The sequence below is a fragment of the Pseudomonas sp. KH_050 genome (assembly GCF_057838875.1).
The window spans coordinates 2,908,486-2,927,012 of the sequence record NZ_CM174478.1; the positions used below are offsets into that span (position 1 = coordinate 2,908,486).

The window sequence follows — 18,527 nt, forward strand, 5'->3', positions numbered from 1 at the left end:
GCTCCTCAGCTCTGCGGCGCCAACGTACTGACTTCAATCAGTACCGGCGCGTGCAGCGCCAGAGCCTGATGCAGGGCATCTTCAAGCTGGTCTCGGTCCCAGGCTTTGAACGACTGCATGCCATAGCCCTTGGCCAAGGCGCAGAAGTCGATGCCCGGGACGTCCAGGCCAGGTACGTTCTCCACTTCCAGAACCCCGGCAAACCAGCGCAAGGCACCGTAGGTACCGTTGTTCATGATGATGAATATCGTCGGAATGTTGTATTGGACGGCGGTCCATAGTGCGCTGATGCTGTAGTTGGCCGAGCCATCACCGATCACTGCAATGACACGCCGCTCGGGCTCAGCCAGTTGCACACCCACTGCCGCCGGCATGGCGAATCCCAGGCCACCGGCAGCGGCGAAGTAGTAGCTGCCCGGATTGCGCATGGCCAGGCGTTGCCACATCAGTGCGGTGGTGGAGGTGGATTCGTTGAGGTAAATGGCCGTGTGCGGAGCGATTTCGTCGAGGGTGTCGAATACGACTTCCGGGCGCAGCGGGCCTGCGTGCTGCTCCACCGGCTCAGGCAGTGGCAGCGGTGTCGGCATTGCCCGGGAGGAGGGCTTCACGCGTTCAGCCAAGGCGGCCGCGATCAACCCGACATCGCCGACGATGGCATCGCCCATCGGTGCCCGCGCCGCTTCCAGCGGGTCGCAGGTGACGGCAATCAGCCGCGTACCTTGGGCCAGGTACTGACCCGGATCGTACTGGTGGTAGCGAAACACCGGTGCGCCGAGTACCAGCACCAGATCATGGCCTTCCAGCAGTTTGCCAATGGCCGCAATGCCCGCCGGGAGCAGGCCACGGAAGCACGGGTGGCGAGTCGGGAAAGGACAGCGCGGCGCCGACGGTGCGACCCACACCGGGGCTTTCAGGCGTTCTGCCAATGTCACGCAATGCTCGTTGGCCTTCGCCGCATCGACATCCGGACCCAGCACCAGCACCGGGTTGCGGGCATTCGACAGTTGTTCGAGCAGATCGGCCAGAAGGACATCGCCCGGCAACCCGGCACTGACTACCCGTCGCTCAAGCAAGTGAGAAGATTGTGGATCGGCTTCCCGCGCCCAGTCGTCATAGGGCACGGACAAGTAGACCGGCCCGCGCGGCGACATGGAGGCCATATGGATCGCCCGACTCATGGCGTGCGGGACTTCCTGGGCGCTGGCCGGCTCATAACTCCATTTGACCAGCGGCCTGGGCAGGTTGGCGGCGTCGACGTTGGTCAGCAGCGCTTCGACTCCCACCATGGCGCGGGTCTGCTGGCCTGCAGTGATGATCAGTGGAGTATGAGAGTTCCAGGCATTGCTCAACGCACCCATGGCGTTGCCAGTGCCGGCGGCCGAATGCAGGTTCACGAAACCGGGGGTACCGCTGGCCTGTGCGTAACCATCGGCGATGCCGACCACCACACCCTCGTGCAAACCGAGGATGTAGTTGAAGTCCTTTGGAAAATCCTTGAGGAACGGCAGCTCGTTGGAGCCCGGGTTGCCAAAGACGGTGGTGATGCCTTGGCGACGCAGCAATTCGTAGGTCGTGGAGTGTACGGATGCCATTGCGATGATCTCTGTCAAAACGTCAGCCTCAAAAGTAAGAGGTCGTCTTGAATAGATCAAATAGATGGTTTTTTCGACTTAATATAGATGCTGTCTATTTTTATTGGGGCGCCTGGCCGGCCGCCTGGGCTCAAAGGCCTGCCAGGGCGTCCTTCAACAGCCCGCAAAACCAGCGTTGCGCAAGGATATCGCTGTCATGGTCATTCCATTGCAGGCTGACTTCGATAGACGGGACGCTGAAGGGCAGTTCCACCACGCGGGTATGGCTGCGAGACGCGAACATCGCGGCCACCCGTGAGGGCAGGGTGACCAGCAGGTCGCTGCCGGAAACAACTTCCGGCAACACACTGAAGTGCGGCACCCGCAACCTGACCTTGCGTTCGAAGCCGGATTCGCGCAATCGATCCTCGACCACGTGGTGCCCGGACACGGCGGAAACCACCACGTGGTTCTCCTCCAGGTACTGCTCCATCGTCATCGTCGAGCCAATGCGTGGGTGGTCCTGACAAACCAGGCACACATAGCGCTCACTGAAAATCAGCGCACAGTTGGTATTGAGTGGTGAGTCGCTGCGGTTGCAGATGGCCGCGTCGATCTTTCCAGTACTCAGCCATTCGCTGAGCTTTTCGATATCGAGCTGGATGATTTCCAGCTCGATGCCGGGCGCTTGCGCCTGCAAGGCCTTGAGGATGTAGGGCAGAAAGAACACTTCGCCCAGATCGGACAAGACCAGGCGAAAGCCCCGTGTCGAAACCCGTGGGTCGAAGTGGCTGGTCTGGGCAATCGCCCGCTCGATCTCCGACAGTGAGTAACGGAATTTCGCGTACAGCTGCGTGGCCAGGAATGTCGGCTGCATGCCGTCCCGGCTGCGCTTGAACAGCGGTTCGTTGAGCAATGTGCGCAGGCGATTCAAGGCGTAGCTCACGGACGGCTGGGTCACATGCAAGCGCTCGGCGGCGCCGCTGACGCTGCCGGTTTCGAAAATCGTCACGAAGACCCGGATCAGATTGAGGTCGATCACTGCCACTCCGAATATAGTTTGTATTTATAGTTAATCGAAAAATCTATCTATTTGATCTATTCAAATTCTATCCATATCGTCTGGAAACGCAAACGAAGCAGTCCTGCATCGCTTCGCAATCTTCTGGACAGCGCACTGCCAAGTCCCGCTGCCATGGCCCCGAAAATAATAAGAGTAACGTGTATGCGCTCAATCAATGCGTTGGAAGTCGTCAACTCCGCACGGCTTAACCGGTTCCACTACCTGCTGGTTTTCTGGTGTTCGTTCATCATGATGTTCGATGGCTACGACCTGGTCATCTACGGTTCGGTGTTGCCCCATTTGATGACCGCCTGGGCGTTGACACCCGGCGAAGCGGGCATGCTGGGCGCCAGTTCCATGGTCGGGATGATGTTTGGCGCAGTCACCCTGGGCACCCAGGCTGACCGTTTCGGCAGGCGTCGCATTATCCTTTTCTGCGTTGCCTTGTTCAGCCTCGCGGCGTTGTCCAACGCCTTTGCCACCGACGCCACCAGCTTCGCCTTGTGCCGCTTCCTGACTGGCGCAGGACTGGGAGGCGTTGTGCCTAACCTGGTGACCATTCTCAAAGAGATGTCGCCGGGTTCATGTCGCAATCGTCTTATCAACCTTATGCTCAGCTTCTTCGCCATCGGTGGGCTGCTTTCCGGCCTGGCAGGTATCTATCTGATCCCGCTTCTGGGTTGGCATTCGCCGTTCTACGTCGCGGGCCTGTCGTTTTTGTCCTTGCCGTTGCTCTACAAGACCCTGCCCGAGTCGGTGGCCTACCTGCTGCATCGTAACCGCCAGGAGGAGGTGGCCAGGATGTTGCGTCGGATCAACCCCAATCACAATCCCGTTGGCGCGGTGACCTATGTGTTGCAGTCGGCTGTTGAAGCGGGCGCTGGCAAAACGTCGATGTCAGCGTTGTTCGGCAATGGTCGGGGGTTCAGCACATTGATGCTGTGGTTGAGCTTCGGCATGTGCATGCTGATGGTGTATGGCCTGAACACCTGGTTGCCGAAACTGATGAGCAGCGGTGGCTATCCATTGGGGTCGAGCATCGTGTTTCTGGTGGTAATGAACGTCGGCTCCCTGATCGGCACCTTGATCAGCGGCGTGCTGGCCGATCGTTGGGGTTGCAAGGCGACACTGGCGCTGTTCTTCGCCCTGGCTGCCGTCTCCATATCGATGTTGGGCATCAAGCCGGATGCGACCACGCTCTATGCCTTGTTGCTGATCGCTGGCGGTTCAACCGTGGGCTGCCTCTCTGTAGTGCATACCCTGGCCGCCGATCTTTACCCCTCCCAGGTTCGTTCCACCGGCGTCAGCATGGCGGCTGCGATAGGCCGTTGCGGCGCTGTGGCAGGGCCGCTGCTGGGAGGCTTTCTGTTCAGCCTGAGCCTGCCCTTTGAGCACAATTTCCTGGTCTTCGCCCTTCCTGGAGTGATCGCGGTGATTGCCGTGTTGTTGGTATCACAGAAGCCGGTTGCACTTCCTCTTGCACAAACCCGCCCTACGGAGAGTGTCTGATATGGCCATCGCCAACCTTCAAAATCACTATGCGTCTATTGCTGCATTCATGGACGAGCAACGCTGGAAAGCACGCTTTTATACTGGAACCTGGCAATCGGCCGCTAACGAAATGCCGGTGAATGAGCCCGCCACCGGTGAGTGCCTGGCAACCGTCGGGATTGCCAGCGCGGCGGACGTTGCAGAGGCCGGACTGCGCGCCCGGCAAGCCCAGTCGGGTTGGGCGGCCACTCCTTTCGATCAGCGCGCGGCGATACTGCGAGAGGCGGCGCGGCTTCTGCAACAGGAAGCCGAGAGCTTCATCGAATGGAATATCCGTGAGTGTGGCGGCGCTCGTTTCAAAGCCGAGTGGGAGCTCAGTGTGTGCGTCGAGCAGTTGCAGATGGCCGCCGCCATGCCCATGCAAGCCAATGGCGAAGTGTTTCCCTCGAGCCTGCCAGGGCGAACCAATATCTGGCGGCGGGTGCCGATGGGGGTTGTCGCGGTCATCTCTCCCTGGAATTTCCCGTTGCTGTTGTCCTTGCGCTCGATTGCGCCGGCACTTGCTTTGGGGAATGCGGTACTACTGAAACCCTCGGAATTCAGCAGCGTCACCGGGGGCCTGCTGCTGGCGCGGTTGTTTGAGCTGGCGGGTGTGCCGCAAGGGGTGTTTCAAGTGCTTCCCGGTCTTGCACAAACCGGTTCCGCATTGGTCAGCGACCCTTCGGTGAAGATGATCGCCTTCACCGGTTCGACGGCGGTGGGGCGCAGGATTGCCGAAACCTGCGGTGGACTGCTCAAGCGCTGTTCGCTGGAACTGGGCGGCAACAATGCCCTGATCGTTTGCCCTGACGCAGACCTCGATGCGGCCAGCTCGTCAGGTGCCTGGGGCTCGTTCCTGCACCAAGGGCAGATCTGCATGCAGGCGGGAAGGCACATTGTTCATCGCAGCGTGGCCACGGCCTACACCGAGAAACTCAGGGAACGGGCAGAGCATCTTGCCTGCGGGAACCCCTTTACCCAGGACGTGCAACTTGGACCCCTGATCAACGCCCAGCAGCGCGACCGCGTACATGGCCTGGTACAAGACGCCATCCACCAGGGCGCGACGTTGGTCACAGGAGGGGAATACCAGGATCTGTGTTACCGGCCGACCGTACTGATCGACGTTACGCCGGATATGCCGGTGTTCAAGGACGAGATTTTCGGGCCGGTCGCGCCCATTGTGGTGTACGACGATATCGAGGAGGCCTTGGCGCTGGTCAATGCGTCGCCATACGGATTGGCGGTTGCCATTCATACCGCCAATGCCACGCGCGGCTATGAATGGGCAGGGCGTATACATAGCGGCATGGTGCATGTGAACGACCAGACGGTGAACAACGAATTCCAGGTGCCTTTTGGCGGCATGGGGGTTTCCGGTTACGGCGGCCGTTACGGTGGCCCGGCGAACTTTGATGAGTTCACCGAGCGTCAGTGGGTCAGTCTGATGAATGATCCGGTCCAGTACCCGTTCTAGCGCACTGTCCTGTCGCTGGGGGGAGCAGGCGCGATCCCGGCGATTGCGCCTTCTATATAAAAAACCAATGAATCCGGCGAGGCCCTTCGCAGGGGCTCGGCTGTGCGCTGCATTTGAGTTTTTGCAGAACAACAATAAGAAAAGGAATGTGTGTCATGAAAGCTTCTGTTCGTCTTGGTGCTTTGGGCTCCCTGTTGACCATGGCAATCGCTCCTGCGGTGAAGGCTGATGCCCTGGAAGACAGTCATCTCAACCTCGGGTTGCGCAACTTTTACCTGGACCGGGACTTCAAGCAGAACAATGCTCCCAAGTCTCGTGTCGGCAGTTGGAGCCAGGGTTTCGATCTGCAATTCAAGTCGGGCTATACCGAGGGTCCGATCCAGTTTGGTCTGGATGCCGCCGGACAGTTCGCCTATCGGCTCGATGGCGGTGGAGGGCGGGGGCCGGACACCGTGTTGCCCTACGATGCCGGCAAGGGCGAACCGGTTCATGACTATGGTCGTGCCGGCCTGACCGCCAAAGTGCGGATGTCCAGCACCGAGGTCCGCGTGGGCGAGCACCGCCCAACCTTGCCTGTGGCCTTTATGGACGACTCCAGGCAGCTGGTCACTACCTTTGAAGGGGCGACCATTGAGTCCCGGGAGTGGTCGAAGCTGACCTTGAATGCCGGTAGGTTCTGGAAGATCTCCTCGCGCGAATCGTCCAATCGGGAGGACATCTACCTGTTCGGCGACAGTCCTGCCCAGAGCAGCGACGGACTCAACTTCGCGGGTGCGCGTTACGACTTTACCCCTGCGCTCAACGCCACCTATTACTTTGGTCAACTGGAAGACATCTATCAGCAACATTACCTCGGCCTGGCGTATACCTTGAGTTTTGGGGACGGCTATAGCCTCAAGAACGATGTCCGTTACTACAACAGTCGCGAGGAGGGCAAGCAGCTGTCGGGCGACCTCGATAACCGATCGCTGGGCTTTATGACGGCGCTGAAAAAAGGTGGAAACACCTACACGCTCGCTTATCAACGCATGTTCGGTGACGACGCCTTTCCGCTACTCAATGGCTACGCGCCGCAGCCTTATCTGGTGAACTGGTCGACCGTTGCTTTCTTCAAAGCCAGCGAGCGATCCTGGCAAGCGCGTTACGACTACGATTTCGCCGCCTTGGGTGTTCCGGGTCTCAAGTTCATGACCCGCTATCTGCGCGGTGTCGACATCAATCGTGGAGCGAATCTTGCGGATAACGTCGAGAGCGAACGCAACTTCGTCATGTCTTATGTGGTGCAGAGTGGTCTGCTTCAGGGACTGGGTGTCGAAGGTCGCACCATCAAGGTGAAAACCCGATACGGCGCTGACTACGATGAGAACCGGCTGATCACCTCTTACACATGGAAGTTCTGGTAGGCACAACGGATTAAAGCCCTTGGCATACACTTGTGCGGTGATTCCACGGAGCCAGGAACATGTCCAGGGCAACCGCTACACGTAGCATCCCCCGCACGGTGTGGGCGTTAGGCTTTGTCAGCCTGTTCATGGACGTGTCTTCAGAGATGGTCCATAGCCTGCTGCCCGTATTTCTGGTGGGCACTCTCGGCGTCAGCATGATCACCTTGGGGCTGATCGAGGGTATTGCCGAGGCGACGGCGCTGATCGTTAAAGTCTTTTCAGGCGCCATCAGTGATTACTTCGGACGACGCAAGGGCTTGCTGTTGCTCGGCTACGGACTGGCTGCACTCTCCAAGCCTCTATTCCCGTTGGCCCACACCGCGGAAATGGTATTCACCGCGCGCTTTCTGGACCGGATTGGCAAAGGTATTCGCGGGGCTCCACGTGACGCTCTGGTCGCTGACGTAGCCCCACCGCAGATCCGTGGAGCCTGCTTCGGTTTACGTCAATCCATGGACACCGTGGGAGCCTTTCTCGGGCCGGCAATGGCGATCGCATTGATGTATGTCTTCCACGAAAACATCCCGCTGGTGCTTTGGATCGCCGTGATACCGGCTTTGGTGGCGGTGAGTCTGATTGTCGTTGGCATTGATGAACCGAAGCATGCAGGGCCAGGTCCGGCACAACGTTTTCGTTCACCCATTCGACTGGGACTGCTTCACAGTTTTTCTCCGGCGTACTGGCAGGTGGTGATAGTCGGCGCATTGTTCACCCTTGCACGTTTCAGCGAGGCGTTCCTGGTCTTGCGCGCTCAACAAACAGGGCTGTCCGCGACTTGGGTGCCGATTGTGATGGTGGTGATGGCCTTGTTCTACACGCTCTCGGCCTACCCGGTGGGAAAACTCTCTGATCGTGTGAGCCGCACCCGTCTGCTCGGGGGCGGATTGATCCTGCTGATCCTGGCAGATCTGGTTCTGGCTAACGCTGACTCGATCAGTATGCTGATGCTCGGTGTCTCATTGTGGGGGCTTCATATGGGATTCAGTCAGGGGCTGCTGGCGACGCTGGTCGCTGACACGACTCCCGCTGAGTTGAAGGGCACCGCATTCGGGATTTTCAATCTGGTGAGTGGGGTTTCAATGCTGCTGGCAAGCGGGGTGGCAGGGCTGCTGTGGCAAACCTATGGGGCAGCAATGACCTTCTATGCCGGGGCAGTATTTTCTGCGGTCGCGCTCATGCTGCTCCTGGTACGCGGTGAAAAGAGTCGGCATCACCAGAAGCATCGGCAGTGACCATTCGACCGTACCCCGCACACGCCCAACCGGAGCTGCCGCAGGCTGCGATCTTTTGATCTTGCTGTTGCTGTTGCTGTTGCTGTTGCTGTTGCTGTTGCTGTTGCTGTTGCTGTTGCTGTTGCTGTTGCTGTTGCTGTTGCTGTTGCTGTTGCTTTTGAACTTGATCTGCCTGCCCCTTTCCCAGAGGCCGAACGCAGGCGTTGCGCAATGGGGTCGTGTCAGTCGACATCAATGGCAGATGCCAGACCGTCTTCACGCCCTGAGCCTTTCCGTCCACACGGTTGGGCTTTGTCAGAGCCGCCTTCATCGCGAGCAAGTCGGATCGCCGCACCGCCGCTCCCACACAATCAAGATCAAAAGATCGCAGCCTGCGGCAGCTCCTACAGGGGAATCCAGTGACCAGCGAACGGCATAATCCCTTTCGGCATGCGCTACAGGAAATTCATGATCGCATCAAAATGTTCATCACTGTGAAGACCAGGCAGTGAAGCCCATCGGGCATCAATAAATCCTTTTTGCTCGTGGCTCTTTAATCGGACTCCAGCTCAGCCGATGTCATCGTAATGTCATGGTCCCAGTGGCAAGATCCTTCACCCCCCTACTTTTTTATGGTCTCGCGGACGAAGTGCTTTCGGCTCGTGAGCTCAAAAGGAATTCAGCATGAAGGGTGACGCTTCGCTGTTTGCCGCCGTTGATCTCGGTTCCAACGCGTTTCGGATGATGATTGGCCAACAGGTCAAGCGCAACCAACGGCTGGTCATTCAGGAAGTGAAAACCTTTCGCGAGCCCGTGCGTCTTGCAGAAGGGTTTCAAGGAAAAGCACTGGATGGTTTCGCGTTGGAGCGCGGCTGGCTGGCCCTGGAGCGATTCGGCAAGCAGCTACGCAATTTCGAGGCTGGCCGTGTTCGGGCGGTGGCTACCAGCGCAGTACGTGAGGCCAATAATTGCGACGTGTTCCTTGCTGGTGCCGAACAACGCCTGGGGTTCCGTATCGATGTGATTTCCGGGCGCGAGGAAGCCAAACTCGTCTATGCGGGGGTGGCCCACACAATGCCAAGTGCGCAAGTCGTTCGACTGGTCGTTGATATCGGTGGCGGGTCTACCGAACTCATTGTCGGGCAGGGTGATCGTCCGTTGTTGACTGAAAGCATAGCGATCGGCAGCGGCAGTTTTAGCAAGCGCTATTTTGTCGGTGGCTATATTGACAGTCGCGCTCTCCAGGAGGCCGAGCGAATCGCCAGCGAGAAAATTGAAAAGGTTGCCCAGCGTTATCGCAAGCTGGGCTGGGAGCAAGCCATCGGCTCTTCCGGCACGGCAAGGATGCTGGCCAAGGTACTCAAGGCCAATGGCCTGAATGCCTATGGTCAAGACGGCATTACTTATGCTGGCTTGTTGCGCTTGTCCCTTTGTCTGCTGGAGGCCGGCCACGTCAAACAATTGAAACTGGCTGGACTGCAGGCACAACGATTGAGCACGTTGCCGGGTGGGCTGGCGGTAATGCTCGCTGCCTTCAAAGTGTTAGGCATCGAAGAGATGATCCCCTCCGAACCAGGTTTGAGAATGGGTGTACTCCACGGCCTGATGCGGATGCCTGGCTCATCGATCATGTAGGGGCCAAGTCTTTGCAAGCAACCGTAAAAGTCGTGTCAGCTGTGCCTCTGCTTTCAATAGCGCCACCGCGCCAGCGGCCTCAATCAGTCGCGGGTAGAGACTGTTGAAAAAAGAAAGAGGGTGCGCCCATGAACTGTCTCATTTGTGCAGGAACCGCCGAGCGCATTCTGTGTGATGGTGATTGGGAAGAGCGAGACTGCCCCTCCTGTGGGCATTACCGGGTTTCTGATGCCCTGGTGTTAACCCTGATGGAGCAGGGGCAGATTTTTGATGTGAGCAAAATGAGGATCTGGCTTGCAGAAAAGCGCAGGGACGGCGGGATACCTTATATCGAGATCCATGAAGCGCTGCTCATGCCATAAGCCAGTGGTTCCTTGCTGTGCAGGCTCGCCACCCATGGATGAAAGCGCCGCCCCTCATCCATTCAAAATCACATAAACCTTTCTGACATCGGTGAGGTTTTCCCAGGTGCGCGCAAGGCTGACGCCGATAAAACGCAGCGGCTGGGGTTACAACAATTACCTGGAGACCAAGCAGATCACTCAATACACCGGCGGCCCCTGGGGCTGGTACCTGAAATAGCGAGGAGCTAAAAGCGGTAGGCCGCAGGAATCTGCCGGGAAATGAACTGCTGCATGTGTTCGAGAAAGCTGATGTGCAGTTTCGACACCGGCCCCTGAACCGGCAGCAGCATACTGAAGTCCATTTCGATTGCCGGTTCGAACGCTTTGAACAGGATGCCACTGCCGCGGTACTCGACCGCGCTGATGGCATCGACCAGCGCCACCCCCAAGCCTTGTTCGACAAACGCGCACATTGGCAGCGACAGCTGGGTCTCCAGGCGCAGTTCGCGCTCGACCTCATGGGCGGCAAATATCGCGTCGATGTGCTGGCGCGAACCGATGGATTGCGGATAGGAAATAAACGCCTCGCCGTGCAGGTCTTCCGGCACGATCGTGGTCTTGCCCTGTAAACGATGGCCGGTCGGCAGTGCGCAGAGCATGCGAGTGGCCAACAGTTGCTCCGCGCGTGGGCTGGGGTAGGTATTGGGCAGCACGATGATGCCCAGGTCGCAGCGCTGGCCGACCACCAGATCGACCACCTCCCGCGATGAATGCACCACCAGCGATATCTGCACCTGATCATGCTCGGCCATGAACGCGGCGATGGCCCGCGGCAGGAACGACAAGCCCATGGCCGGTGCGCAAGCGATGTGCAGTGAGCCGCGTTTCAAACTGCGAATGTCCTGCGCCGTTCGGGCAATGGTTTCGACCCCGATCAGTGAACGCTGCACTTCCTGATACAGCGTCATGGCCTCGGGGGTCGGCTGCAGCCGGCCTTTGATCCGGTCAAACAAGCTGAAACCGATGTCCTCCTCGAGGCTGGCAATCAGTCGCGTCGCCGCCGGTTGCGAGATGTGCAGCATTTCGGCGGCGCGGGTCACGGTCTGGCCCAGAATCACCGCGCGAAAGGCTTCCAGCTGACGAAGATTCATGGCGGAGCGTTCCTTTGAAAAATCCATAACAAAAAGACATGGGCTTGCCAAAATAAAGCATTTTTCAATGCGCTGTCAGCTCTCTAGGATCTTCTCTATATAGATTCTCGAGGCCTGGTGCCTGCGCTGCAGGTGATTTTTCAGCATCGAACGAACGACAGCGGGACTCATGCAAAAACCTGATGTGATTATCGTCGGCGGCGGCCTGGTGGGTATGTCCATCGCTTACGGGCTGGCTTTGCTCGGTCGCCAGGTCCGTGTCCTGGATGAAGGTGACGACGCCTTTCGGGCCGCGCGCGGCAACTTCGGCCTGTTGTGGGTCCAGGGCAAGGGCTACGGGATGAGTTCGTACGCGCAATGGACTCGCGAATCGGTAGCGCTGTGGCCACGGCTCGAGGCGTCGTTGCAGGCAGACACCGGCATCGACGTTCATCTGCGCCAATCCGGCGGGTTCCAGCTGTGCCTGACTGACGATGAAATGGCCGAAGAAAGCCGTCGACTGCTCTGGCTGCGCGAAGCCATGGCGGGCGATTACCCCTTCGAACTACTGGACTCGGCACAATTGCGCGCCCGCTTGCCTGGCGTGGGGCCGAGCGTCGTCGGCGGCTGTTACTCGCCCATGGACGGGCACGTCAATCCGCTGAAATTGCTGCGGGCCCTGTACGCCGCCTGCCGGATGCGCGGAGTGAAGATTATCAACGGCCACCGGGTCAGCGCCATTGGCCGGTTTGCCTCGGGTTTCGAGCTACAGGCCGGTGAGCAGCGCTGGTACACCGGGCAAATTGTGCTGGCCGCCGGACTGGGTAATCGCCAGCTGGGCGCGCAACTGGACATGGATGTGCCGGTGCGTCCCAATCGGGGGCAAATCCTGGTAACCGAGCGACTCAAACCTTTCCTGCATTACCCCACCACTTATGTGCGGCAGACCGACGAAGGCACGGTGCAATTGGGCGACTCCCATGAGTCGTTGGGTTTCGACGACGGCACCAGCAGCGCCGTGATGGCCGATATCGCCCGGCGTGCGGTGCAGTGCTTTCCACAGTTGGACCAGGTGCGCCTGGTGCGGGCCTGGGGTGCGCTGCGGGTGTTGAGTGCCGACGGTTTTCCGATCTATGAAGCGTCGCAGGCCTGCCCCGGGGCCTTTGTGGTCAGTTGCCACAGTGGCGTGACCCTGGCGGCGATCCACGCTTTGCGCCTGGCGCCGTGGATTGCCGGTGAGTTTGACGATCCTGCTGTGTTGCCTTTCAGTCTGCAGCGCTTCAGTCAAGAAAATGAGGTGTGCCATGCCGGCTGACAGCCTGTTTCAGGCCCTTGGCCCTGCGGATAAATCGGTGTTGATCGAATTCGAAGGCGCGTTATTGTCGGTGCCCGCTGGCATTTCCCTGGCCGCCGCATTGCTGCTCAGCGGGGTCACTCATACCCGTGAAAGCGCGGTCAGCGGCCGGCCCGGTGCGCCCTATTGCATGATGGGCGTGTGCTTTGAGTGTCTGGTCGAGGTGGATGGCCACGCCAATTGCCAGGCCTGCCTGCTGCCGGTTCGAGCGGGTATGCGTGTGCGTCGCCAGCGCGGTGCCCGCGATGTGCGGCTCGGTGACCACGGCGAGGAAGGTGCTGATGAGTAATCAGACTGTCGACCTGATCGTGATCGGCGCCGGCCCGGCGGGAATGAGCGCAGCCCTCGAAGCCACGCGACAGGGGCTTTCGGTGGTGGTGCTGGATGAACAGTCCGGCCCTGGCGGGCAGATCTATCGTAATGTCCTGCAGGCCGATGCGCGCAGCCGCAGCGTATTGGGTGAAGACTATGGAGCAGGCGCCGGACTCGCTGCGGCGTTCCTCCAGTGTGGGGCACGGTATCTGGCCAATGCGGCGATCTGGCAGGTCACGCCACAGCGTCAGGTGCATTTCCTGATCGATGGCCGCGCCGAAGTCTTGCAAGGGCGTCATGTGTTGATCGCCACCGGTGCGTTCGAACGACCGATGCCGATCCCGGGCTGGACCTTGCCCGGGGTCATGACCGCCGGAGCCGGGCAGATCCTGCTCAAAAGTGCGGCGCTGGTACCGGGCGGCCCCGTGGTGCTGGCCGGCTGCGGTCCCTTGTTGTACCTGCTTGCGGTGCAATACCTGCGCGCCGGCATCACCATCGAAGCCTTGGTGGACACCAGCGGGCGGGGCGATCTGGCGCGTGCCTGGCGCAAAGTCCCCGCAGCCCTGCGCGGCTGGCGCGAGCTGCTCAAGGGGCTGGGTTTGCTTGCCGAATTGAAGCGCGCCGGCGTCAGGCATTTTCGTGATGCCCGCAATTTGCTGGTCGAGGGCCAGGCACGGGCCCGCTCCCTGAGTTTCGACAGCAACGGTTGCCGCTGGAACATTCCCGCCTCGCGGATTTTGCTGCATCAAGGCGTGGTGCCCAATACCCAGATCAGTTGGTCGTTACGTGCCGAACATGACTGGAACGAACAACAACTGTGCTGGATCGCCCGCCGTAACAGATGGGGCGAAACCAGCCTGCCAGGCATTTTTATCGCCGGTGACGGTGGGGCGATCGGCGGCGCCCAGGTGGCGCAAATCGAAGGCCGCCTGGCAGCACTGGCGGTTGTCGCAAAGCTGGGAAACGTTGACGCGCAACAGTTGCGACAACTCGCCAAGCCTTATCGAAAAGCCCTGCGCCGCCAACGTGCAGCGCGGCCGCTGATCGATGCGCTGTATCGCCCGCAACAGCAAAACCGCATTCCGGCCAACGAGGTGATTGTCTGTCGTTGCGAAGAGGTCAGCGCCGGCGCGATCCGTCACTACGTCGAGCTCGGCTGTCTGGGGCCCAATCAGACCAAGGCTTTCGGCCGTTGCGGCATGGGGCCTTGCCAGGGCCGTCTGTGCGGTCTGAGCGTCACCGAAATCATTGCCGAACATCGCCGGGTACCGGCCTCAGAGGTCGGGTACTACCGCATTCGATCGCCGCTCAAACCCATCACCCTTGGTCAATTGGCCGCCGAGAAACCTCTCACCCAGGAGCACTTATGAGCAGTATTCAACGCATTGAGAGCAATCCGCGCCTGAGCCGCAGTGTCGTGCATAACGGCGTGGCCTGGCTCAGCGGCATCGTCGCCGCCGATTGCAGCCAGGACATCCGGGGTCAGACCCGCCAGGTTCTGCAACGGGTCGATGAACTGTTGGAGGCCTCTGGCAGCGACAAGAGCCGGCTGCTCAGCGTGCAGATCTGGATGAAAGACATGAGCGCCGATTTCGCCGGCATGAATGAAACCTGGAGCGCTTGGGTCGATGCTGGGCAAACGCCGGCACGGGCCACGGCCCAGGTGATGTTCGATGACCCACAGATCCTGCTGGAGTTGATCGTGACCGCCGCGGTCTGAGCCATCCTGATTTAACCGCTACGCTTGGCCAAGCCTTGCACAGCGGCGGAGCAGACGACCGACAGAGTCGCCACTCCCGCTTGTTCACATTGCTGCTGCCTATAACGGACGCCTTCTTTTGCGGAGCGCCCGAAATCAACAACATCGCATCCGGAGCTATGAATGAACGTGAAACGTGCTGTATTGAAAGTCGGCCTTGTTTCCTTGCTGGCGTTTGGCGCCAGCCTGCAGGCGGCGGAACAATCCCTGCGCCTGGGCATCGAAGCGGCCTACCCACCGTTCGCCTCGAAAACCCCGGACAACACCCTCGTCGGATTCGACTACGACATCGGCCAGGCACTGTGCGCCGAGATGAAGGTGCAGTGCCTGTGGCAGGAGCAAGAGTTCGACGGGCTGATTCCTGCGCTCAAAGTGAAGAAAGTCGATGCGGTGATTTCTTCGGTATCCATCACTCCGGAGCGGCTGAAATCGGTGGATTTCACTGATCGCTATTACCGTATTCCGGCGCGTCTGGTGTTCAAGAAAGGCAGCGGTATCAGCAACATTCCAGCTCAGCTCAAAGGCAAACGGATCGGTGTCCAGCGCGCGACCAACTTCGATCGCTACGTCACCGAGAAATTCGCCCCGGCCGGTGCCGAAGTGATCCGCTACGGTTCACAGAATGAAGTATTCCTCGATCTTTTGGGCGGGCGACTGGATGCAACCATGGCCAGTTCGGTGGTGATCGATGAAAGCCTGTTGAAGAGGCCAGAAGGGCGTGAATTTGAATTCGTCGGCCCGAATTTCACCGAAGAGCAATTCTTCGGCACCGGTATCGGCATCGCGGTGCGTAAGGACGATCCGCTGGCAGGCCGTTTCAACCAGGCATTGGCGACGATTCGAGCCAACGGTACCTACGACAGGATTCGTCAGAAGTATTTCGATTTCGATATCTACGGCGAGTGATCAACCAGCGTTCTTTCGGCACGCCTATGGGGTACCAAAGGAACTTTTTGCAACTACCAGCCTGATCGACAGACCTTCGCGCTTCCAGTCACGGGTAATCTCGCCGCCAAGCTGACCACGTACTGTCGCCTTGGCGAGCAGGGTGCCAAAACCAATGCCATCGGGTGCCTGGTCAATCACAGGCCCGTTTCTTTCGCTCCACTCGATGGTAAACAGATCCCCACTCTCGCTGCAGGCGATATCCAGAAAACCTTCGGCTAAGGAGAGCGCGCCATATTTTGTGGCGTTTGTTGCAAACTCATGCAACAGCAGTGCGAAGCTGGTTACTGCACTACCGGCAATCGAGACGTCCGGGCCGGTAACGAAAGCGCGGGATTGGCAGTTGTCGTCTCCACCGGCATAAGGCGCGACGATCGTTTGAATCAGCGTATGTAACGTCGTTGGCTGTTCGCTGTTTAAACCATGGGCGATGGTCAGCGCGTGCGAGCGCGCCAATGCGTTCAGTCGCGCACAAACGGCGGAGGCGAGCTGCGCGGGCGTCGTGGCCGAACGGGCGCTCAGCGATACAACGCTGTTAGCCAGCGCGAACAGATTTTTTACCCGGTGATCCATTTCTCTGATGAGCAGGTTTTTCTGTTCTTCTGCCTGTCGGCGTTCAGTGATGTCGCGGGCGATCTTGGCCGCGCCGATGATCCGACCCTCACGGTTTCTGATAGGTGAGATGGCCAGGGATATCTCGACAAGGCTGCCGTCCTTGCGGCGTCTGATAGTTTCATAATGCTCGATGCGCTCGCCTCGACGGATGCGTTCCAATATGCCTGGTTCTTCATCCTGTCGATCAGTGGGAATCAGCATGGCGACCGGTTTGCCGATGGCCTCTTCGGCCGTGTAACCGAAGAGCCGTTGGGCTCCACTGTTCCAGTTGATAATCGTCCCGTTCAGGTCCTTGGCAATAATTGCATCGTCGGAGGATTCGACGATCGCATCATGTCTGCGCGCGGCCTCGTCGGCGATCACCTGGTCACTGAGATCGACCAGCATGTTAACGGCGCCGATGAGATTCCCGGTCGTATCGAAGATCGGCGAGGGGAACGCCCGAAAGCGAATACGCGAACCATCCGGGCGCTCTGCAATGGCCTCAAGCCCTCTGACCGGGCGTCTTTCCCTTAACGCTATGGCCATCGGGCATTCGTCGTGGGGCAGGGGAGTGCCGTCAGGCCAATAGAGCTTCCAGGAACCGCAGAACTCGCTTTGCCCAAGGTTGGGACTAACCCCCCATAGAGAAGCCGCGGCGGAATTGAAAAAAGTGATCAGCCCCCTCGCGTCCGTGGTGTAAACGGCCTCGGGCAGGGCTTCAAGGATGTCATGCACGCCCATTTCTTGAGTGGCTGAGCGGAAATCCGGGCCTTTGTTTGTGGGGCCATAGGAGGCCTCGCAAGTGGTCTCGGGTTCATCAATCGGCATGTGGCTCATTCCAGACTCCGTTACGTGGCGGCGCTCCTTGCTTGGGCTTTCCCCCTATTCACCTGATGCTGCAGGAGATAATGCGGTGGTAAGTCATAGAGAATGACAGTGCGCTTACAAGAGAATTCACCCATATCGCATAGTGAACCGCGACCCTGGATCCGGTATGAATCAGCGCAGGTTTATTCGACGCGCACGGACGACCGGGCAGGCCAGTAGCGATGCGACAAATTTAATGTAGGCCAACTTATGGCGGATTGGATTCAATAAAAAAATTTATTTCGAATCGATCGAACCGCCTTATGCTCGCGGCTCTCTCAATCAATGTCAGCTATGCAAGGCTGCGATCTTTTGATCTTGCTTCGGGCACTCTTCAGAACCGCTAAAGATCGCAGGCTTCGCCAGCTCCTACGCCGACCGCGTACACCCGCAATAGGATGGGTGTACACAACCCCCGTAGGCGCTGCCGCAGGCTGCGATCTTTTGATCTTGCTTCGGGCACTCTTCAGAACCGCTAAAAGATCGCAGGCTTCGCCAGCTCCTACGCCGACCGGGTACACCCGCAATAGGATGGGTGCACACAACCCCCGTAGGAGCTGCCGCAGGCTGCGATCTTTTGATCTTGCTTCGGTCACTCTTCAGAACCGCTAAAGATCGCAGGCTACGCCAGCTCCTACGCCGACCGCGTACACCCGCAATAGGATGGGTGTACACAAACCCCCGTAGGAGCTGCCGCAGGCTGCGATCTTTTGATCTTGCTTCGGGCACTCTTCAGAACCGCTAAAGATCGCAGGCTACGCCAGCTCCTACGCCAACCGGGTACACCCGCAATAGGATGGGTGTACACAAACCCCCGTAGGAGCTGCCGCAGGCTGCGATCTTTTTGGGTGCGGCAAGCGAGCCGATGAATCTCATATGCATTTATGGAATAAATAAATCGTTATATATTCCTTTTGTTGTTAGCTCATAACGTGCACTTTGAAGGCCTGCACATCAGTGCGGATTCGCTCAACAACTGCCAGGAAGCCTCATCATGACCATCAAAGCGATCAATGTTCGGAACCAGTTCAAGGGCATCGTCAAGGAAATACTCGAAGGCGCGGTGGTTTCTGAAATCGAGGTGCAAACCGCTTCCGGAATCGTCACTTCGGTCATTACCACCCGTTCCGTGCGCGATCTTGAATTGAAGGTAGGCAGCGAGGTCATCGCCTTCGTCAAATCCACCGAGGTTTCGATCGCCAAGCTCTGAAACTGTCGAGCTTGAGCCTGAGACCCCACGGCTTCGGCCGTTTTCGACCGGCCGCGATGTATGTTGGGAAGATCAAA

The 18,527-nt window shown here is 58.8% G+C and carries 17 protein-coding genes; 12 read left to right on the plus strand and 5 right to left on the minus strand.

The window, feature by feature from the left end; all coding sequences use genetic code 11:
* Nucleotides 1-5: 5 nt before the first annotated feature.
* Complete coding sequence (gene mdlC / locus AC3IUA_RS13375) at nucleotides 6-1,592, minus strand: benzoylformate decarboxylase (protein ID WP_489361556.1); 1,587 nt, start codon at nucleotides 1,590-1,592, stop codon at nucleotides 6-8.
* A gap of 130 nt (nucleotides 1,593-1,722) precedes the next feature.
* Nucleotides 1,723-2,613, minus strand: coding sequence for a LysR family transcriptional regulator (locus AC3IUA_RS13380; protein ID WP_489361557.1), 891 nt, complete (start codon nucleotides 2,611-2,613; stop codon nucleotides 1,723-1,725).
* Nucleotides 2,614-2,796: 183 nt separating this feature from the next.
* On the opposite strand from AC3IUA_RS13380, the gene AC3IUA_RS13385 reads away from it, so the two are divergent.
* The 4 genes from AC3IUA_RS13385 to AC3IUA_RS13400 all read left to right on the plus strand — a co-directional run bounded on the left by AC3IUA_RS13385 (nucleotide 2,797) and on the right by AC3IUA_RS13400 (nucleotide 8,318).
* On the plus strand, nucleotides 2,797-4,143 hold the full coding sequence (locus AC3IUA_RS13385; RefSeq protein WP_489361559.1) for an MFS transporter: 1,347 nt from the start codon (nucleotides 2,797-2,799) through the stop codon (nucleotides 4,141-4,143).
* Nucleotide 4,144: 1 nt separating this feature from the next.
* On the plus strand, nucleotides 4,145-5,641 hold the full coding sequence (locus tag AC3IUA_RS13390) for a benzaldehyde dehydrogenase (protein WP_489361561.1): 1,497 nt from the start codon (nucleotides 4,145-4,147) through the stop codon (nucleotides 5,639-5,641).
* 155 nt (nucleotides 5,642-5,796) lie between these two features.
* Entirely contained in the window at nucleotides 5,797-7,044 is a 1,248-nt protein-coding gene (locus tag AC3IUA_RS13395) for an OprD family porin (RefSeq protein ID WP_489361563.1), read from the plus strand.
* Between the two features lie 59 nt (nucleotides 7,045-7,103).
* Entirely contained in the window at nucleotides 7,104-8,318 is a 1,215-nt protein-coding gene (locus tag AC3IUA_RS13400; RefSeq protein ID WP_489361565.1) for an MFS transporter, read from the plus strand.
* On the opposite strand, the gene AC3IUA_RS13405 is transcribed toward AC3IUA_RS13400, so the two are convergent.
* Complete coding sequence (locus AC3IUA_RS13405; RefSeq protein ID WP_489362540.1) at nucleotides 8,260-8,637, minus strand: hypothetical protein; 378 nt, start codon at nucleotides 8,635-8,637, stop codon at nucleotides 8,260-8,262. The two genes, AC3IUA_RS13400 and AC3IUA_RS13405, sit on opposite strands and share 59 nt — an antisense overlap.
* A gap of 344 nt (nucleotides 8,638-8,981) precedes the next feature.
* Between AC3IUA_RS13405 and AC3IUA_RS13410 the strand changes: the two genes are divergently transcribed.
* Together AC3IUA_RS13410 and AC3IUA_RS13415 are read left to right on the plus strand one after the other, a co-directional pair.
* Nucleotides 8,982-9,932 (plus strand): Ppx/GppA phosphatase family protein, encoded by a 951-nt coding sequence (locus AC3IUA_RS13410; protein WP_489361567.1) that lies wholly within the window; start codon nucleotides 8,982-8,984, stop codon nucleotides 9,930-9,932.
* A 128-nt stretch (nucleotides 9,933-10,060) separates the two neighbouring features.
* Nucleotides 10,061-10,294, plus strand: coding sequence for a hypothetical protein (locus tag AC3IUA_RS13415; protein ID WP_489361569.1), 234 nt, complete (start codon nucleotides 10,061-10,063; stop codon nucleotides 10,292-10,294).
* A 227-nt stretch (nucleotides 10,295-10,521) separates the two neighbouring features.
* Here the strand turns inward: AC3IUA_RS13415 and AC3IUA_RS13420 are convergent, their stop codons facing one another.
* A complete protein-coding gene (locus tag AC3IUA_RS13420; RefSeq protein ID WP_489361571.1) occupies nucleotides 10,522-11,427 on the minus strand; it encodes a LysR substrate-binding domain-containing protein in 906 nt (301 codons plus the stop codon).
* Between the two features lie 169 nt (nucleotides 11,428-11,596).
* On the opposite strand from AC3IUA_RS13420, the gene AC3IUA_RS13425 reads away from it, so the two are divergent.
* From AC3IUA_RS13425 to AC3IUA_RS13445, 5 genes are all read left to right on the plus strand, one after another.
* Nucleotides 11,597-12,721, plus strand: coding sequence for an NAD(P)/FAD-dependent oxidoreductase (locus AC3IUA_RS13425; protein ID WP_489361573.1), 1,125 nt, complete (start codon nucleotides 11,597-11,599; stop codon nucleotides 12,719-12,721).
* Complete coding sequence (locus AC3IUA_RS13430) at nucleotides 12,711-13,049, plus strand: (2Fe-2S)-binding protein (protein WP_489361575.1); 339 nt, start codon at nucleotides 12,711-12,713, stop codon at nucleotides 13,047-13,049. The genes AC3IUA_RS13425 and AC3IUA_RS13430 overlap by 11 nt, the downstream gene beginning before the upstream one ends.
* Nucleotides 13,042-14,442, plus strand: coding sequence for an FAD-dependent oxidoreductase (locus tag AC3IUA_RS13435; RefSeq protein WP_489361577.1), 1,401 nt, complete (start codon nucleotides 13,042-13,044; stop codon nucleotides 14,440-14,442). Before AC3IUA_RS13430 ends, AC3IUA_RS13435 begins: the two co-directional genes overlap by 8 nt.
* Nucleotides 14,439-14,792 (plus strand): RidA family protein, encoded by a 354-nt coding sequence (locus AC3IUA_RS13440; RefSeq protein WP_489361579.1) that lies wholly within the window; start codon nucleotides 14,439-14,441, stop codon nucleotides 14,790-14,792. The genes AC3IUA_RS13435 and AC3IUA_RS13440 overlap by 4 nt, the downstream gene beginning before the upstream one ends.
* A gap of 162 nt (nucleotides 14,793-14,954) precedes the next feature.
* On the plus strand, nucleotides 14,955-15,737 hold the full coding sequence (locus AC3IUA_RS13445) for an ABC transporter substrate-binding protein (protein ID WP_489361581.1): 783 nt from the start codon (nucleotides 14,955-14,957) through the stop codon (nucleotides 15,735-15,737).
* Nucleotides 15,738-15,761: 24 nt separating this feature from the next.
* On the opposite strand, the gene AC3IUA_RS13450 is transcribed toward AC3IUA_RS13445, so the two are convergent.
* On the minus strand, nucleotides 15,762-17,210 hold the full coding sequence (locus AC3IUA_RS13450; RefSeq protein ID WP_489361583.1) for a PAS domain S-box protein: 1,449 nt from the start codon (nucleotides 17,208-17,210) through the stop codon (nucleotides 15,762-15,764).
* Nucleotides 17,211-18,234: 1,024 nt separating this feature from the next.
* Between AC3IUA_RS13450 and AC3IUA_RS13455 the strand changes: the two genes are divergently transcribed.
* Nucleotides 18,235-18,450 (plus strand): TOBE domain-containing protein, encoded by a 216-nt coding sequence (locus AC3IUA_RS13455; protein WP_489361584.1) that lies wholly within the window; start codon nucleotides 18,235-18,237, stop codon nucleotides 18,448-18,450.
* Nucleotides 18,451-18,527 lie beyond the last annotated feature (77 nt).

Bases quoted from the DNA above. Each gene is read 5' to 3' on its own strand.
- AC3IUA_RS13395 (WP_489361563.1), top strand. From the start codon at position 5,797: ATGAAAGCTTCTGTTCGTCTTGGTGCTTTGGGCTCCCTGTTGACCATG.
- AC3IUA_RS13420 (WP_489361571.1), bottom strand. From the start codon at position 11,427: ATGAATCTTCGTCAGCTGGAAGCCTTTCGCGCGGTGATTCTGGGCCAG.
- AC3IUA_RS13430 (WP_489361575.1), top strand. From the start codon at position 12,711: ATGCCGGCTGACAGCCTGTTTCAGGCCCTTGGCCCTGCGGATAAATCG.
- mdlC (WP_489361556.1), bottom strand. From the start codon at position 1,592: ATGGCATCCGTACACTCCACGACCTACGAATTGCTGCGTCGCCAAGGC.
- AC3IUA_RS13385 (WP_489361559.1), top strand. From the start codon at position 2,797: ATGCGCTCAATCAATGCGTTGGAAGTCGTCAACTCCGCACGGCTTAAC.
- AC3IUA_RS13435 (WP_489361577.1), top strand. From the start codon at position 13,042: ATGAGTAATCAGACTGTCGACCTGATCGTGATCGGCGCCGGCCCGGCG.
- AC3IUA_RS13440 (WP_489361579.1), top strand. From the start codon at position 14,439: ATGAGCAGTATTCAACGCATTGAGAGCAATCCGCGCCTGAGCCGCAGT.
- AC3IUA_RS13450 (WP_489361583.1), bottom strand. From the start codon at position 17,210: ATGAGCCACATGCCGATTGATGAACCCGAGACCACTTGCGAGGCCTCC.
- AC3IUA_RS13415 (WP_489361569.1), top strand. From the start codon at position 10,061: ATGAACTGTCTCATTTGTGCAGGAACCGCCGAGCGCATTCTGTGTGAT.
- AC3IUA_RS13400 (WP_489361565.1), top strand. From the start codon at position 7,104: ATGTCCAGGGCAACCGCTACACGTAGCATCCCCCGCACGGTGTGGGCG.
- AC3IUA_RS13425 (WP_489361573.1), top strand. From the start codon at position 11,597: ATGCAAAAACCTGATGTGATTATCGTCGGCGGCGGCCTGGTGGGTATG.
- AC3IUA_RS13455 (WP_489361584.1), top strand. From the start codon at position 18,235: ATGACCATCAAAGCGATCAATGTTCGGAACCAGTTCAAGGGCATCGTC.
- AC3IUA_RS13410 (WP_489361567.1), top strand. From the start codon at position 8,982: ATGAAGGGTGACGCTTCGCTGTTTGCCGCCGTTGATCTCGGTTCCAAC.
- AC3IUA_RS13390 (WP_489361561.1), top strand. From the start codon at position 4,145: ATGGCCATCGCCAACCTTCAAAATCACTATGCGTCTATTGCTGCATTC.
- AC3IUA_RS13445 (WP_489361581.1), top strand. From the start codon at position 14,955: ATGAACGTGAAACGTGCTGTATTGAAAGTCGGCCTTGTTTCCTTGCTG.